Genomic DNA, 14596 nt, shown 5'->3' with positions numbered 1-14596 from the left:
ATCTACATATCAAATGAAATAAGTTGATTCTTCCTAAGATAAATTGATTCTCAACCACCCGATCTCTAAATAGGGAAAGAAAAATTTTTAAGAAATCTTTGTGCAATATCAAAAAAAGCTTCTTCCTCTAATGTATCAATGTATTTAACATTTCTTTTAGCTTTTTCGGTATAGTCAAGAGAGAATACTTGAAGCGTATTTACTTTGCTTCTCTTTACTTCATCTAGCTTGAACTTATCGCTTTGAATAGGCACAAGAAATGGTCTATTTTTATCACTTGTAGTAATTGGGCATACGATAATTAAATTCGTTGCTAAATTGTACGCATCCTTACTCATAATTAAAGCCGGTCGTCTCTTCTTAACTTCATAACCTTTTGACGGTTCAAAGTAAAAAAGAACGATATCTCGTTGACGTGGCTTATAGCTCATCTAGTTCTCCTCCATGTGGCATATAATCAACCCCTAATTCTGGTAAATAAAATTCGCCTTCTTTAGCAGATTCAAAAAAAATCTTCAACTTTTGGAATTAAAGCAACCGTGCCATTTTCTTTTTTTATAATATTAAATTCTTCACCTTCTTTTATGCCTAACTTTGCAGGAAGTGTAATCACAAGGGAATTCCCTTGTTTTCTTGTTTTTGTTGAAATCATAAGTCATTCCTCCTTTCTTTTACGAACTTTCTATCCTCTACTCTCTAAATACGTAAAAATCTAATTTTTCTTCATTCCTACTTACATAAAAAAATAGTGGATAAAGTATGTTGTCGAATACTTCATCCACTATTTTTATCATATTATTAAACTATTTACTTCTTCACTTCTGCGATTAATTTTGCCAATGCTTGTTTTTGATAAGCTGTCGCTAAGTCTTTTGATACTTGTTGTTGTTCTTCTTGAGACATCGCTGGATTTTGGGCAATGGCTTTCATCAAGCCTTCTTTGACAAATTTTTGTGCATCGGCTTCCATCGTGCTTTTTTGTTCTTCGACACGTTTTGCCAACTCAGAAGCTTGGTCAGTACTTAATTCGATCCAATCATTCGGAAGTTTGAACGTATTGACCCGGCGTTCATATTCATGGTTATTATCCGCTAAGTTAAACCAGAATTTGTATTGGTCATTTTTATAAACCCAATAAGTTGTTTCACTGACTTTTTCTGCTTTGCCATCCGTTTGTTGAACCTTATTTGTTTCATTTTTTGTGCCAGTAGCTTTTGGTTCTTTTTGCTTGTCATCTGTTCGATATAAGTAGACTTTTTCTGTCCCATCTCCTAGTGACTGATAAAGCAACATATTTACATCTGACTGATCCGCACTGGAAACGAGCGGAGTCGTTTTTGTTTCTGTCACTTCTTCCATCCCAAAATGATTCGTGATATTTTCTACGATCAGTCCTAACGAGAGAACAAACAGTAAGCCAAAGACGAGTGAAAGAAGTGTTTGCCACATTTTTTTGGCAAACACATTCGTCAAAGCAAAAGCAATGACACTGGCAATCAATACGAAAATAATCATGCGTTATCCCCCACTTCCACCACTACTGGTTCTTTTCTTTTTAAGAAGAAAGCAATCGCAAAGCCGATCAAGCCGAATATGATTGCGACAAAGAAGGCTGCATGGTAACCAGATAAAGTCGCGTTGATTGCTTGATCTTTATAGGCTAAAGGTGTACTTTTCAACACAGCATCCGTTGGTAGATTGTCTTTCGTAACATTTGTCAACACACTGATCAAAATCGCAGTTCCGATTGAACTTGCAATTTGGCGGAAGGTATTGTTCACTGCTGTTCCGTGGCTGATCAAGTTGTTAGGTAAAGCATTCATTCCTGATGTTGTCACCGGCATCATGACCATCGAGATCCCAAACATTCGGATCGCATAAAGAATGACGATATACAAAACAGGTGTCGTTTCAGTCAAGAAGGCAAAAGGTGCTGTAGCTGCTGTTAGGATGAACATCCCAACAATCGCAAGACGTTTTGCCCCGTGTTTATCAAAAATCGCACCAGTGATCGGCATCATGGCACCCATGATCAATGCACCAGGAAGCAACATCAAGCCAGAGTGGAATGCCGATTCTCCACGAATATTTTGAATATACAATGGCACAACCATTTCCGCACCGACCATCGCCATATTCGTTACGCCAGCTAAAATCGCTGCAATCGTAAAGGTTGGTGATTTAAAAACGCGCAACTCTAAGAATGGATGTTCTAAATGTAATTGACGCCAAGCAAATGCGGCGATGAAAATCACACCAACGATCAAGAAGCTGATTACTTTCGTACTTCCCCAACCGGCGTCTCCTACGCTTGAAAATCCGTATAGCAAACTACCAAATCCAATTGTTGAAAGAATGGCAGAGAAAATATCGATACTTGGATTGGATAAAGGAATCACACTCTTCATCAAAAAGAACGCAAGTACTAAAACAAGAACGACGATGGGAATAACCATTCCAAATAAATCGCGCCAATGATAGTTATCAATGATATAACCAGATAGTGTTGGGCCTAATGCTGGGGCTAATCCGATAACGATCCCAGACATTCCCATAGCAGAACCTCTTTTTTCTGGTGGGAAGATCGATAGCATGATATTTTGCAATAATGGCATAGATACCCCTACACCACACGCTTGGATCAAACGTCCAATCAGTAGCGTACTAAAGTTAGGAGCAGTAAAACAGGTAATCGTTCCAATCAAAAAAATCGTCATAGCTGACAGATATAATTTTCTAGAACTAAATTTATTGATCAACCAAGCAGTAATCGGAATCATGATCCCGTTCACTAGTAAAAAGCCTGTTGTCAACCATTGCACATCAGAAGCTGAAATATCAAAAGCTTTCATCAATGCTGGAAAAGCAGTTGTCAATAAGGTCTGATTCAAGACCGTACAAAATGTCCCAATCAATAACACGACAACTAATAGTGTACGATTATATGGTTTTCCGTAAATATCTACGGGTTGATTCTTACTCATATTTCTCCTTCTTTCTGAATGTTTTCTGAAACCACTAAGATACTTTATTCCTATTTTTAACTTTTGTCAACCTACTTGACATGATAGTCAACAAAAGTATAATTAAGGGAACGACCAACAAAGGAGTGTGACGAATGGTGGGAGCTTCACTTAAACAATTATTGGAAAATGACCATTTATTAGTAGGCATTAGTGAATTGAGTGAGATCGTCGGAGTTTCACCACGACAATTGAGATACTGGGAACAAAAAGGCTTTATCCAATCCGTTACTGCTGACGCGAATTGTTCAAGAAAATACCGATTACCGACAGTGGTCAAAGTTGAGATCATCAAGAAATTTTTAGATGAAGGGTACACGTTGACCAAAGCCGCTGAAAAAGCTCAGGAACGTTTAAACAAAATGCACCATGTCCGAAAAGTTTTCTCAAAGTCCATCAAAGACATCCAATTGATTGATGAACGTTATACACTCCTTTTAATTGGCGACTTCAATGATCTGGAACAGCTATGTATTATTCATGACGAAGAAACGGATGAACTATCTTATAAGATCCTTCCAGCAGATGAAACGATCGATCCTAAAAAAGTACTGGAAAAATAAGAAAAGATCGCAGTTTTTTTTTACTCCATTAGAACTTGTAGCCGACTTGCTACAGTTAAATAAAAAAGCCACCACGAGGTCTAGACAGAAGTGTTCAGCCTCGAGAAATAAGGCGCCATCCACGAAAATTGTTTTTCAAATTTTTGTGGTTGTCGCCTTTTTAAGTTGTTTGTCATAAACTTTCCATTTATTTTCTTATTTCTTGTTCCAATACTTGTGTCAACCAATTGATATATTCGGTTTCTCGATTGATTGCGTGAGACAAGATCAGATAATGGCCATAATTTTCATGTTGGTCTTTTTCTGTCGGGAAAATCACTTGTTGTCGGGCGAATAAATGCTGTCTTTTTTCTTCATGAAGCTCCTTTTGCTGTTCAAGAATCTCAATCCATGTTGGATCATTGATATCTTTCACAAAATAAAGTTTCAAGACAAATTCGTCTCGATTGACTGGAAGTTCATTTGGCGAGGTATGGATCCATTCGTTTAACAAAACACGCCCTTCTTCAGTCAGCTGATAAATTTTCTTTTCTAGCTTGACTCCAGTGATTCCTACTTCATGTTTGATGATTCCTAGTTCTTCCATTTTGGCCAGTTCAGGATAGATCTGACTATGCTTTGCCTGCCAGAATTCACCGATTTCATTTTTGAATGCTTGATTCAATTCATACCCCGTTTGATTTTTTTTGCTCAGTAATCCCAGTAATATATAGCGTAATGTATTTTTTCTAGCCATCAAAATTTCCTCCTTGACATTCTCTCAAAATCATTCTATCATAATCACGTAATCAAAAACATGTAAATTATTACATGTTTTAATTTAAAGGGAGATGTTTTACATGAAACAATTCAAAAACTTAGAAGATTTTATTGGAACTCACTTTATCTATACGTATGATAATGGTTGGGAATATGAATGGTATGCAAAAAATGACCACACCGTTGACTATCGTATTCATGGCGGAATGGTCAAAGGGCGTTGGGTCAAAGATCAAGAAGCAGATATTGTAAAATTAACAGATGGTGTTTTTAAAATCACTTGGACTGAACCAACTGGTACAGACGTTGCTTTAGACTTTATGCCAAATGAGAAAAAACTCCATGGCACGATTTTCTTCCCTAAATGGGTCGAAGAACATCCAGAGATCACTGTCACTTTCCAAAACGAACATATTGCGGAAATGGAAGCTGCTCGTGAAAAATATGAAACATATCCAAAACTAGTCGTTCCAGAATTTGCGACAATTACTTATATGGGTGATGCGGGTGTTGATAATGAAGATGTAATTAGCGAAGAACCTTATGAAGGAATGCCAAAAGACATTCGTGAAGGTCGTTACTTCGATGAAAACTACCGTCGTATCAATAAATAATCACTCTACCTCACTCGTATAAAATCAAAAGCCACTCCTTCAATTGATGAAGACCAGTGGCTTTTTGATCATTATAAACGGAGGCTTTTGTTTCTACCCTTTATTTTATTGTAAATAAATGTGGTCATTTAACTTTTCCAATTGATTTCTTTATGATTTACATAAATAATTTCATGTTATTTTCAATTTTTTTCTAATTCCTTGCCTCTCTTTTCATTAACCTTTATGATAAGTTTAGTTATTATATGAAAAGGAGCCAAACAGTTGAAAAAATATAGACCATATTTTTTGATTTTTATTTTCGCAATTATTTTCGTATTGCCAAATATATTATCACACAAATTGATCATCGGGGCTGATGCGCCATTTCATTACAATCGTTTTTATGATGCAGCCCAACAAATTATTCACGGAGACTTACACTACTTCCCATCGATGTATGGCTTTCAACAAAGCGGTCGGATCGTCAATGCAATCTACGGTCCCTTATTCTCATACTTTCAAGGGTTGATCGTACTCGTTGCTAGAAGTTGGTATCATTACCAGATTTTATCGAATTTTATCCTCTTCCTTATCGCAGGTTGGTCCATGTTGACTTTGTTGCGTTATGTAAAAGTACGTGAATGGGTAAGTGTACCGGTTTCAGTCCTGTTCATGACGACCTATTCGATCCAATATTGGGCTGTTAATCAAGGTTTTACGAGCTGGGGAACAGTATTTTATCCTTTATGTATGATCCCGCTCGTTGATTTCATCGTGCATAAAAAATTCCCTGTACTTAAAGTAACTGCAGCGATTGCATTGATGACGCAGATCCATCTGCTATCTTCTGTGATGCTAGTATTGATGTATATTCCTTTTTATGGGTATTATTTCTTCACACAAACCAACAAGGGAAAAGCTCTTTTACAATTAGGGAAATCAATTTTGCTTTACTTTATCCTAACGGCAAACATCTGGGTAGGTATGGCGATGGTTTACAGTGGGAATGAGATTCTTCCACCTTTCGTCAATCGACGCATGACAGAGAAATCAATCAATCTTGAGGGAAGTTACTGGTTGAATTATCCGAAAATCCTACCTGTCGTTTTATTTGCTGGATTTTTATGTTTCTTATTGTTCCGAAAAAGAGAAGAACTGTTTCCAAAACTTTTGTTACGCACAAGTGTTGTGTTCTTCTTACTTTCAACCAGCCTGATCCCTTGGAATACATTAGTTGAAAACGAAGTGCCATTTATTAGCTTGATTCAGTTTCCATTTCGTTTCTTTGTCCCATTTACCTTGCTTTTCTTACTTTACTTTGCAATCGTCGCCAATCGTTGGGAAAACAAAACCTGGTTACGGATAGCTGCGACCTTACTGATCCTGATCAGTTCTGTTCAGACCATCCAAAACTTATACCGTCACCTCAATAAATGGGAAGATGAAACCTTCGTCAGTCGTCATACGTATTTGTTCGATACACCTGATGAAGCAAGAAAAACTTTCTACAGTCGTGATATGTCCAAAAGTTTATTTGTTTTCCAGAAAACTACGCCAGATTATTTGCCGATCTATAAACAAACAAAGGCAAATAAATACGATCGATACAATGAAGAAATCCTGGAAAATGAAACAACATTCATCAAATCACATCCTGATGGTCGGTTGAGTATCAAATGGAAAAATACCGGTGAACCGACTGTTCATGTGCCAGTTATCGTGTATGATCGAACCGTCTTGATGCAAAATGGACAGAAATTGACGGATTTTGAATTGACCGATATCGGTACACCGATCGTCAAACAGCATAATGGCATCAACGAGATCATTCTCTATTACGACCTTCCCGTCTATTTCTACTTCGTTGTTGCTGCGACTATTGCCGGTTGGCTATCCTTTTTAGGCATCTATCTTTCACAAAAGTTTAATTTTAGAAAAGAAAAAAATGTGAAAATCAGCTAGGCTATCATTTTTTTAGATTATACGTAACATCTATCATATATGTATAAGAATAAACGAGGCTATGACAGATTGACTGTCATAGCCTCGCTTATTCTTAAAAATTTGAGAGTAGATAATTTATCCTTTCTCAGCAGACATTCTCTTGGTTAATCGTTATATGAAACGTAAGTAAGTGGGTTTGAAAAATCCTATGACTTGTCAGCTCTTATTCGTTCGCTTTATCTTGATCAATCCAATCTTTCTCCTCATCAAACTTATTTGAGTGAATCCAACTACGGCAAAAAGCACCTATCTTATAGATCCATTTCTACAGACACTCCAAAATGATCACTAACGACCGGGCCATTCGTCCCATCAAAGACGCGCGTATACGTACTGACTTTACTATCAGTCGGAACGAAAATATAGTCGATTCGCAGTGCTTCTGTATTGTTTTCCCAGCCATCGATTTTTTTCTCGATCGTGGCTTCTTCAGATTTTTGTTCGGCTAAAACATATGAATCTTTGATGTTCAATTGGTTATCTTCATTAACTAAGCGATACCCTTCCTCACCTACTGGATTATTAAAATCACCCATCAACAAGCAAGGTATTTGATAAGTTAGGAGTTCTTTCTGTAAGAATTGCCACTCGTAGGCAAAGCCCGTTTCTATATCTGACCACCAAGAGAAATGACAGCTTGCGACAACGATTGGTTGATTGTCAATAACTGTTTTGGCAACAAGGACCATGCGGGTACGGTAGTTTTCTTTTTCTTTTGTTTCAGACACTATGTATGCCCGACTATCCAAAGGAGCCTTTGATAAAATAGCGTTTCCTTCTTCATACTTGTCATAACCAATATGACTCATTTCCCAACTCCAAAAATAGGATTCTCCTGCTTCTGCCAGTCGTCGGATCAAGCAATAAGCGAAATTATCTTTGTGGATTGGGGTCTGATTCGTTACTGGACAAAAACCGACTAGCTCTTGTTCATTTACGATCTTTGTTTCAATCAGTTGATTGACCTCTTGCAAAGCAATGACATCATAGCGCTCAGTTAAAATCTTGTCTACAAGGTCTTGTAGTTTAGTTACTGGTTCTTCTTCCAACCAACTATGTGTATTCAACGTCATTATTTTCATTTTTTTGGAACCTCTTTTCTATTTTTACATAAAAATCAGAGACTGTTACGTCAGCGCTGATTATTGAAGAAATCTCTCCTCAATCGTCTCGCTTTTTCGTCACAATCTCTGATCACTTCTTTTATTTATTATAGCTTGATTTTTCCGATTTCTGTACCCATTTCAACAGAACCAAGTGTAGTGATCGCAATTTCTTTCACTTTATCATCCGTGAAAACAACCATGATCGTTGTATCTTTTCCTTGTTCTTTGACTTTTGCAAGATCCATGCGTGCAATCGGCATGCCTGGTGTGACTTCTTGTCCTTCTTTCACAGATACTTCAAATGCGGGTTGCGCCATTTGGACAGTATCGATTCCCATGTGGATCAGTACTTCTGCGCCTTCAGCTGTTTCCATCCCGATGGCGTGTTTCGTTGGGAATACGCTAACGATTTTACCCGCTACTGGAGCAGTGATCGTATCTGTTTCAGGAATGACTGCAAAACCGTCACCCATCATTTTTTGTGAGAATACTGGATCATTGACCGCTGCTAAAGCAATCACTTCTCCTTTGGCTACTGCGTACAATTCTTTTTCGATCCCTAATGCTGCTGTCGCTGTTTCTTTTTCCATCACGACTTCTTTGATTTGTGGTTCAGGAATATCTGCGCCTGATTGCAACAAATCTTCAATATCTGATTTTAACACATCTGCTTTTGGCCCATAAACTGCTTGGACACCATTGTCTTTGACGATCAAGCCCATTGCGCCAGCACGTTTCCACGCGTCTTCTGAACCAACTCTACCTCGATCTGCCACTGTTACACGTAAACGCGTCATACAAGCATCCACGTCTTTGATATTTTCTTTTCCACCTAATAAATGGATGATTTGGATAATTTGTTGATCCGCCGCTCCTGTTGTCGTGCCAGTGGTTGTTTCTTCACTGTCACTATCATAGTTCCCGTTACGTCCTGGTGTCGCAAAATTGAATTTCTTGATCAAGAAGTTTGCTAAGAAATAAGTGACTACGCCAAAGAGAATGACACAGATGACGAAGTTGATCAAATCGCCGCCAAGTCCTGCTTTGATCCCTAATGGTGTTCGCGTCAATAATTCGATATTCCCGAAGGAGTGGACACGCAACGGTAAGATATCCGCCATCGCAAAAGCTGCTCCTTGGATCACTGCATAGATTGCATACAGTGGAACTGCCGCAAACATAAACATAAATTCTAGTGGTTCTGTTACCCCTGTTAAAAAGACAGCTAAAGCAGCTGAGAAATACATGGATTTGTATTTTGCTTTTTTGTCTGGATCGACATTGCGATACATCGCAAGCGCCATCCCCATCAAAATACCAGAAGAACCAATCATTTGACCGACTTTGAAACGTGCCGGTGTCCAATTGTTCAAGACGAATTCATACTGTGCCATGTCTCCTGCACCTCGCAGGTTCACTAAGTCAGTTGCCCAAGCTAACCATAGTGGATCTTGACCAAATACTTGTGTACCGGCTTGTGCGCCAGATAAAATCTCATATGTTCCACCTAATTGCGTATAGTTGATTGGAATCGTCAACATGTGGTGTAAACCAAAAGGTAGTAATAACCGTTCTAATGTTCCATATAAAAATGGTGCTAAAATTGGTGCGCTATCTTGCGATTGTGCAATCCATAAACCAAAGTTGTTGATTCCTGCTTGAATAGCTGGCCAAACTGCTGCCAAAATAAGAGCTACGATCGTTGACCAAAGAATCACTACAAAAGGAACAAATCGTTTCCCATTAAAGAAAGAAAGTGCATCTGGTAATTTACGGTAGTTATAGTATTTGTTATAAGCCATCGCACCGACGAACCCAGCGATGATCCCTACGAATACCCCCATGTTCAATGCAGGAGCTTCTAAGACACTCGTAAAGAATCCTTTCACCATGATTCGTGTACCGAACAACGTATGTGTGAAGGCGTCTTCGTTTGCTAACATCTCTGTTGTGACCCCGAAGATTGCTCCTGTGATCCGATTGATCAAAACAAACGAGATTCCGGCAGCGAATGCACCACCTGCTCGTTCTTTTGCCCAACTACCACCTATCGCTAATGCAAATAATAAATGCAAGTTCCCAATAATTGCCCAACCAATACTTTCAAGAACGCCACCCGTAGTGACAAGTGCTGCCATGTTCGGGTTGATCAATGGGATCGATTTCCCGATACTGATCATTAAACCAGCAGCTGGCATAACTGCTACAACGACCATTAAAGCCTTTCCAAATTTCTGCCAAAAATCAAAACTAAACATTTTCTTCAATTTCTATCTCTCCTTTACGCAATCGGTTTCGTTAATCCGTATTATAGAGGTAATTCCTTTTTTTGTAAATGCTTTATTTTTATTTTATTTATTTTTTTATCCAAAAGTATGACAAAGCTAATATAATAAGAACTATAAAGAAATATTAGGGCAATGATGCTTTCTATCCCCTTGCGAAGTGTTCGCCAATAAAAAAGATTGAGTATTTATCAGTTTACTATTGACTGACGCAACCGGTTGCGTTTATTATAAACCTAAGAAATGAAACATTTAGGAGGAGAATCATGAAACAAATCAAACGCTTATTCCAGATCGACCCTTGGAAAATCAGCACGACAACATTAGATAAAGAAAACTTACGTTTACAAGAGTCATTGACAAGTATTGGGAACGGCTACATGGGAATGCGTGGAAACTTCGAAGAAACGTACTCTGGCGATCATCACCAAGGCACTTATTTAGCCGGTATCTGGTACCCTGACAAAACTCGTGTAGGTTGGTGGAAAAACGGCTATCCTGAATACTTTGGAAAAGTCATCAATGCAGTCAACTTTATTGCAATGGATATTTACATCAACGACCAATTGATTGACTTAGCTTCACTAGATCCAGAAGATTTCTCTTGGGAATTAGATATGAAAAACGGGGTCTTGTCTCGTCAGTTTACGATTACGACAGCTACAAATAAAGTCCGTTTCTCATTTGAACGTTTCTTGAGTATTGTTAAAAGCGAAGCGGCTTATATTCGTGTAAAGGTTGAATTGATCGCCGGCTCTGCCACTGTAAAATTTGTTTCGAAACTGGATGGAAATGTCCAAAATGAAGATAGTAACTACGATGAGCATTTCTGGAATCAGACCGACCGTGGCACAAAAGACTCGATCGGTTATTTGACAACGAAGACCATTCCTAATGCATTTGACATTGAGCAATTCACCGTCACTGCAGGCATGCGTCATTTTATCAACGGCAAAGAAACAACACCTATATTTGAAGAACAAATATTAGCGTTACAAGGTGTATTCTCGTATGATCTAACACCAAATGATCCTGTGGTCGTGGATAAAGAAGTCTTGATTTTGACAAGTCGTGATATCCCTGAAGCACAACAAGTGGCAACACTTATGGATGAATTTGATCAGTTAACTACTCATTATGATGAAGCCAAAAAAGAACAAACGACTGCTTGGGCAAAACGTTGGGAATTGGCTGACGTAGTGATCGAAGGCGACGATGAAGCGCAACAAGGCATCCGTTTCAATCTTTTCCAATTGTTCTCTACTTATTACGGAGAAGACGAACGGTTGAACATTGGACCAAAAGGCTTCACTGGCGAAAAATACGGTGGTGCGACATACTGGGACACAGAAGCTTACGCCGTGCCATTATATCTAGCATTAGCTGACCCAGAAGTCACAAAAAATTTATTGAAATACCGTCACAATCAGTTACCACAAGCCATCCACAATGCCCAACAACAAGGATTGAAAGGCGCGCTTTATCCAATGGTGACCTTTACAGGTGTCGAGTGCCACAATGAGTGGGAAATCACCTTTGAAGAGATCCATCGTAACGGTGCGATTGCTTACGCGATCTACAATTATACAAATTATACCGGCGATACCTCTTATCTGAAAAATGAAGGACTTGAAGTATTGGCTGAGATTGCTCGTTTCTGGGCGGATCGTGTCCATTACTCCAAACGTCAAAACAAATATATGATCCACGGCGTGACTGGTCCGAATGAATACGAAAACAATATCAATAACAATTGGTACACGAACACGATTGCTGCTTGGGTCCTTCGTTATACTCGTGAAAATTATTTAGCGTTCAAAGAAGAAACAACAATTGAAATCAGCGAAGAAGAATTAGCAAAATGGGCAGATATTGTCGAAAACATGTACTACCCGATCGATGAGGAACAAGGAATTTTTGTCCAACATGATACATTCCTAGACAAAGATTTGATGCCAGTTTCGGATTTACCACTTAGCGAATTGCCATTGAACCAAAAATGGTCTTGGGATAAGATCTTGCGTTCTTGCTTCATTAAACAAGCGGATGTGTTACAAGGCATCTATTTCTTCAATGAAGAATTTACCAAAGAAGAAAAACAGCGGAACTTTGATTTCTATGAGCCGATGACCGTTCACGAATCTTCTCTTTCTCCAAGTATCCACGCGATTTTAGCTGCTGAACTTGGCTTGGAAGAAAAAGCGGTCGAAATGTACCAACGTACTGCTCGCTTAGATTTGGATAACTATAACAATGATACGGAAGATGGTTTGCACATCACGTCAATGACAGGTAGTTGGCTAGCGATCGTTCAAGGTTTTGCACAAATGAAAACCGCCCATGGCGAATTATCTTTTGCACCATTTTTACCAAACACATGGAATGCCTATTCTTTCCATATCAATTACCGCGGTCGCTTGATTTTCATCGCTGTTTCTGATGAACAAGTCACCTTTACATTACTGAATGGTGAGGCACTGGAATTGACTGTGTATGGACAAGCACAAGAGCTAACAGATCAATTGACGATTCCATTAAGAAAGGACGATGCACATGTTTAAAGGTGTCCTATTTGATTTAGACGGTGTCATCACCGACACAGCAGAATTCCATTATCGCGCCTGGAAAAAACTTGGTGAAGAAATCGGGATTTCAATCGACCGAAATTTCAACGAACAATTAAAAGGAGTCAGCCGAGAAGATTCATTAACATTGCTTCTTGCTTATGGCAAGAAAGAAAATGACTTTTCAAACGAAGAATTCGCTGCTTTAGCTAAACGTAAAAATGAGTATTATCTAGAAATGATCCAAGAAATCACGCCAACAGACGTATTTCCGGGTATTGTTCCTTTATTAACAGAATTAAAGAAAGCTGGCATCAAGATCGCCTTGGCTTCTGCTAGTAAAAACGGACCATTATTACTAGATAAAATGCAACTAACAGATTACTTTGATGCGATTGCTGATCCTAGCAAAGTAGCAAGTGGCAAACCCGCCCCTGATATCTTTTTATTAGCAGCCAAAGAAATCGGATTCGAGGCGACTGATTGTTTAGGTATTGAAGATGCAAAAGCAGGCATCCAAGCGATCATCGCAAGTGGTGCTTATCCTGTAGGAGTTGGACGCAAGGAAGATCTTGGGGAGGACATTCCGATCGTCGCTGATACGTCTTCGTTAACACTCGACTATCTACAACACGTTTGGCGCAAAGATGTCTGAACCAAGCATCTCTGTCCTCCCCATCAAACAAACAAATCTAAAAAAAATCACATTGAAGAACGACGAGCTAGAAGTCGTTCTTCTCAATTATGGCGCTCGCTTGCATCAAATATTCACAGCAGATAGATTTGGACAAATGGAAAATATCTTACTCTCTTACGACAATCTTCAAGATGTTTTATCTGATTATAGTTTTTTCGGTGCAACGGTTGGTCCAGTGGCAGGTAGGATCAGAAATGGTGAATGGGGCCCTCACCAACTAGAAAAAAATAATGGCAACCATCATATCCACGGCGGAACAAACGGCTGGTCCTTTCAGTTTTGGGAGGTAGAAGTATTCAAATCACCTCAAGCAGTGGGTGTCGTCTTTTATTTAAAAGATACATTTTCAGGTTATCCTGGACCAATCACCGCGACTGTGACCTATCAATTAGAAGGAAATAGACTAGTGATGATCACTAAAGCTAACAGTGTAGTAGAAACGATTTGCAACCCGACAAACCATGCCTATTTCAATCTATCTGGAAATGGAAAACGTGATATTGATTCCCATCAACTCCAGATTCAATTAGATAGCTTGTTACTTTTGGATCATGACAAATTACCTACAGGGGAAACACTAGACAAAGCGGACTTACCCATCAATTTTCAAGAACCAAATACACTGACAGAGATTTTATCCAAGTATCCTTCAGGTCTTGATGACGTTTTTTTATTAAATACGCCTAAACTCACCAAAAATAGCTTAACTTTATCAGAAGAAGCTTCCGGTCGCCAAATGAATATAGCAACTACGAACAAAAGTATGGTATTATTTTCTACAACTGGGTTCGATGCAGATTTACAGATCAACGGTCAAAACATGCATTCTCATTTTGGCTTAGCGATCGAACCACAAGAAATACCAGATATCGTTCATTTCCCGGAGTTTGGCTCGATTACGCTACGCCCTGGACAAGAACGTGTCAGCCAAACAACTTATGAATTTAGTACATTCACTTAACCAGTTTTATTTAACTTGGTTTCAACAAGACGATGGAC

General features: G+C 38.7%; 12 protein-coding genes and 1 pseudogene. 6 read left to right on the top strand and 7 right to left on the bottom strand.

Annotated features, from left to right (window positions below; all coding sequences use genetic code 11):
• Window positions 1–65: 65 nt before the first annotated feature.
• The 4 genes and pseudogenes from EM4838_RS00915 to EM4838_RS00900 form a co-directional block, all read right to left on the bottom strand.
• On the bottom strand, window positions 66–431 hold the full coding sequence (locus tag EM4838_RS00915) for a type II toxin-antitoxin system PemK/MazF family toxin (RefSeq protein ID WP_010736376.1): 366 nt from the start codon (window positions 429–431) through the stop codon (window positions 66–68).
• Window positions 421–652: pseudogene (gene mazE / locus EM4838_RS00910) on the bottom strand (type II toxin-antitoxin system PemI/MazE family antitoxin). The gene EM4838_RS00915 and the pseudogene mazE overlap by 11 nt, the downstream one beginning before the upstream one ends.
• A 155-nt stretch (window positions 653–807) precedes the next feature.
• Window positions 808–1515 carry a DUF4811 domain-containing protein gene (locus EM4838_RS00905; protein ID WP_023519066.1) on the bottom strand — a complete coding sequence of 236 codons (708 nt, stop codon included), beginning with the start codon at window positions 1513–1515 and terminating at the stop codon, window positions 808–810.
• The gene (locus EM4838_RS00900) at window positions 1512–2984 is read right to left on the bottom strand and encodes an MDR family MFS transporter (RefSeq protein ID WP_019723916.1); all 1473 of its coding nucleotides are present in this window, start codon (window positions 2982–2984) and stop codon (window positions 1512–1514) included. Before EM4838_RS00900 ends, EM4838_RS00905 begins: the two co-directional genes overlap by 4 nt.
• Before the next feature lie 134 nt (window positions 2985–3118).
• Between EM4838_RS00900 and EM4838_RS00895 the strand changes: the two genes are divergently transcribed.
• On the top strand, window positions 3119–3586 hold the full coding sequence (locus EM4838_RS00895) for a MerR family transcriptional regulator (protein ID WP_010736380.1): 468 nt from the start codon (window positions 3119–3121) through the stop codon (window positions 3584–3586).
• Window positions 3587–3773: 187 nt separating this feature from the next.
• On the opposite strand, the gene EM4838_RS00890 is transcribed toward EM4838_RS00895, so the two are convergent.
• Complete coding sequence (locus tag EM4838_RS00890; RefSeq protein WP_010736381.1) at window positions 3774–4322, bottom strand: PadR family transcriptional regulator; 549 nt, start codon at window positions 4320–4322, stop codon at window positions 3774–3776.
• Between the two features lie 103 nt (window positions 4323–4425).
• Here EM4838_RS00890 and EM4838_RS00885 point away from each other — a divergent pair, with 103 nt between their 5' ends.
• Both EM4838_RS00885 and EM4838_RS00880 read left to right on the top strand, forming a co-directional pair.
• Entirely contained in the window at window positions 4426–4959 is a 534-nt protein-coding gene (locus EM4838_RS00885; RefSeq protein WP_023519065.1) for a phenolic acid decarboxylase, read from the top strand.
• Between the two features lie 264 nt (window positions 4960–5223).
• Window positions 5224–6903, top strand: coding sequence for a hypothetical protein (locus tag EM4838_RS00880; protein ID WP_023519064.1), 1680 nt, complete (start codon window positions 5224–5226; stop codon window positions 6901–6903).
• Window positions 6904–7196: 293 nt separating this feature from the next.
• Here EM4838_RS00880 and EM4838_RS00875 read toward each other — a convergent pair whose 3' ends face one another.
• Both EM4838_RS00875 and EM4838_RS00870 read right to left on the bottom strand, forming a co-directional pair.
• Window positions 7197–8027, bottom strand: a complete 831-nt coding sequence (locus EM4838_RS00875) for an endonuclease/exonuclease/phosphatase family protein (RefSeq protein WP_071866600.1) — start codon at window positions 8025–8027, stop codon at window positions 7197–7199.
• Between the two features lie 128 nt (window positions 8028–8155).
• Window positions 8156–10318 (bottom strand): PTS transporter subunit IIBC, encoded by a 2163-nt coding sequence (locus EM4838_RS00870; RefSeq protein ID WP_071866599.1) that lies wholly within the window; start codon window positions 10316–10318, stop codon window positions 8156–8158.
• 284 nt (window positions 10319–10602) lie between these two features.
• Here EM4838_RS00870 and EM4838_RS00865 point away from each other — a divergent pair, with 284 nt between their 5' ends.
• From EM4838_RS00865 to EM4838_RS00855, 3 genes are read left to right on the top strand one after another with little or no spacing between them, the layout of a single operon-like run.
• The gene (locus EM4838_RS00865) at window positions 10603–12897 is read left to right on the top strand and encodes a glycoside hydrolase family 65 protein (protein WP_071866598.1); all 2295 of its coding nucleotides are present in this window, start codon (window positions 10603–10605) and stop codon (window positions 12895–12897) included.
• A complete protein-coding gene (pgmB, locus tag EM4838_RS00860; protein WP_010736387.1) occupies window positions 12890–13555 on the top strand; it encodes a beta-phosphoglucomutase in 666 nt (221 codons plus the stop codon). The genes EM4838_RS00865 and pgmB overlap by 8 nt, the downstream gene beginning before the upstream one ends.
• On the top strand, window positions 13548–14558 hold the full coding sequence (locus EM4838_RS00855; RefSeq protein WP_010736388.1) for an aldose epimerase family protein: 1011 nt from the start codon (window positions 13548–13550) through the stop codon (window positions 14556–14558). The genes pgmB and EM4838_RS00855 overlap by 8 nt, the downstream gene beginning before the upstream one ends.
• The last annotated feature ends 38 nt before the right edge of the window (window positions 14559–14596 follow it).

This window comes from Enterococcus mundtii (assembly GCF_002813755.1).
Lineage (GTDB): Bacteria > Bacillota > Bacilli > Lactobacillales > Enterococcaceae > Enterococcus_B > Enterococcus_B mundtii.
This window is presented reverse-complemented; position numbering and strand designations above follow the sequence as displayed.

Bases quoted from the DNA above. Each gene is read 5' to 3' on its own strand.
- EM4838_RS00915 (WP_010736376.1), bottom strand. From the start codon at position 431: ATGAGCTATAAGCCACGTCAACGAGATATCGTTCTTTTTTACTTTGAA.
- EM4838_RS00905 (WP_023519066.1), bottom strand. From the start codon at position 1,515: ATGATTATTTTCGTATTGATTGCCAGTGTCATTGCTTTTGCTTTGACG.
- EM4838_RS00900 (WP_019723916.1), bottom strand. From the start codon at position 2,984: ATGAGTAAGAATCAACCCGTAGATATTTACGGAAAACCATATAATCGT.
- EM4838_RS00895 (WP_010736380.1), top strand. From the start codon at position 3,119: ATGGTGGGAGCTTCACTTAAACAATTATTGGAAAATGACCATTTATTA.
- EM4838_RS00890 (WP_010736381.1), bottom strand. From the start codon at position 4,322: ATGGCTAGAAAAAATACATTACGCTATATATTACTGGGATTACTGAGC.
- EM4838_RS00885 (WP_023519065.1), top strand. From the start codon at position 4,426: ATGAAACAATTCAAAAACTTAGAAGATTTTATTGGAACTCACTTTATC.
- EM4838_RS00875 (WP_071866600.1), bottom strand. From the start codon at position 8,027: ATGAAAATAATGACGTTGAATACACATAGTTGGTTGGAAGAAGAACCA.
- EM4838_RS00865 (WP_071866598.1), top strand. From the start codon at position 10,603: ATGAAACAAATCAAACGCTTATTCCAGATCGACCCTTGGAAAATCAGC.
- pgmB (WP_010736387.1), top strand. From the start codon at position 12,890: ATGTTTAAAGGTGTCCTATTTGATTTAGACGGTGTCATCACCGACACA.
- EM4838_RS00855 (WP_010736388.1), top strand. From the start codon at position 13,548: ATGTCTGAACCAAGCATCTCTGTCCTCCCCATCAAACAAACAAATCTA.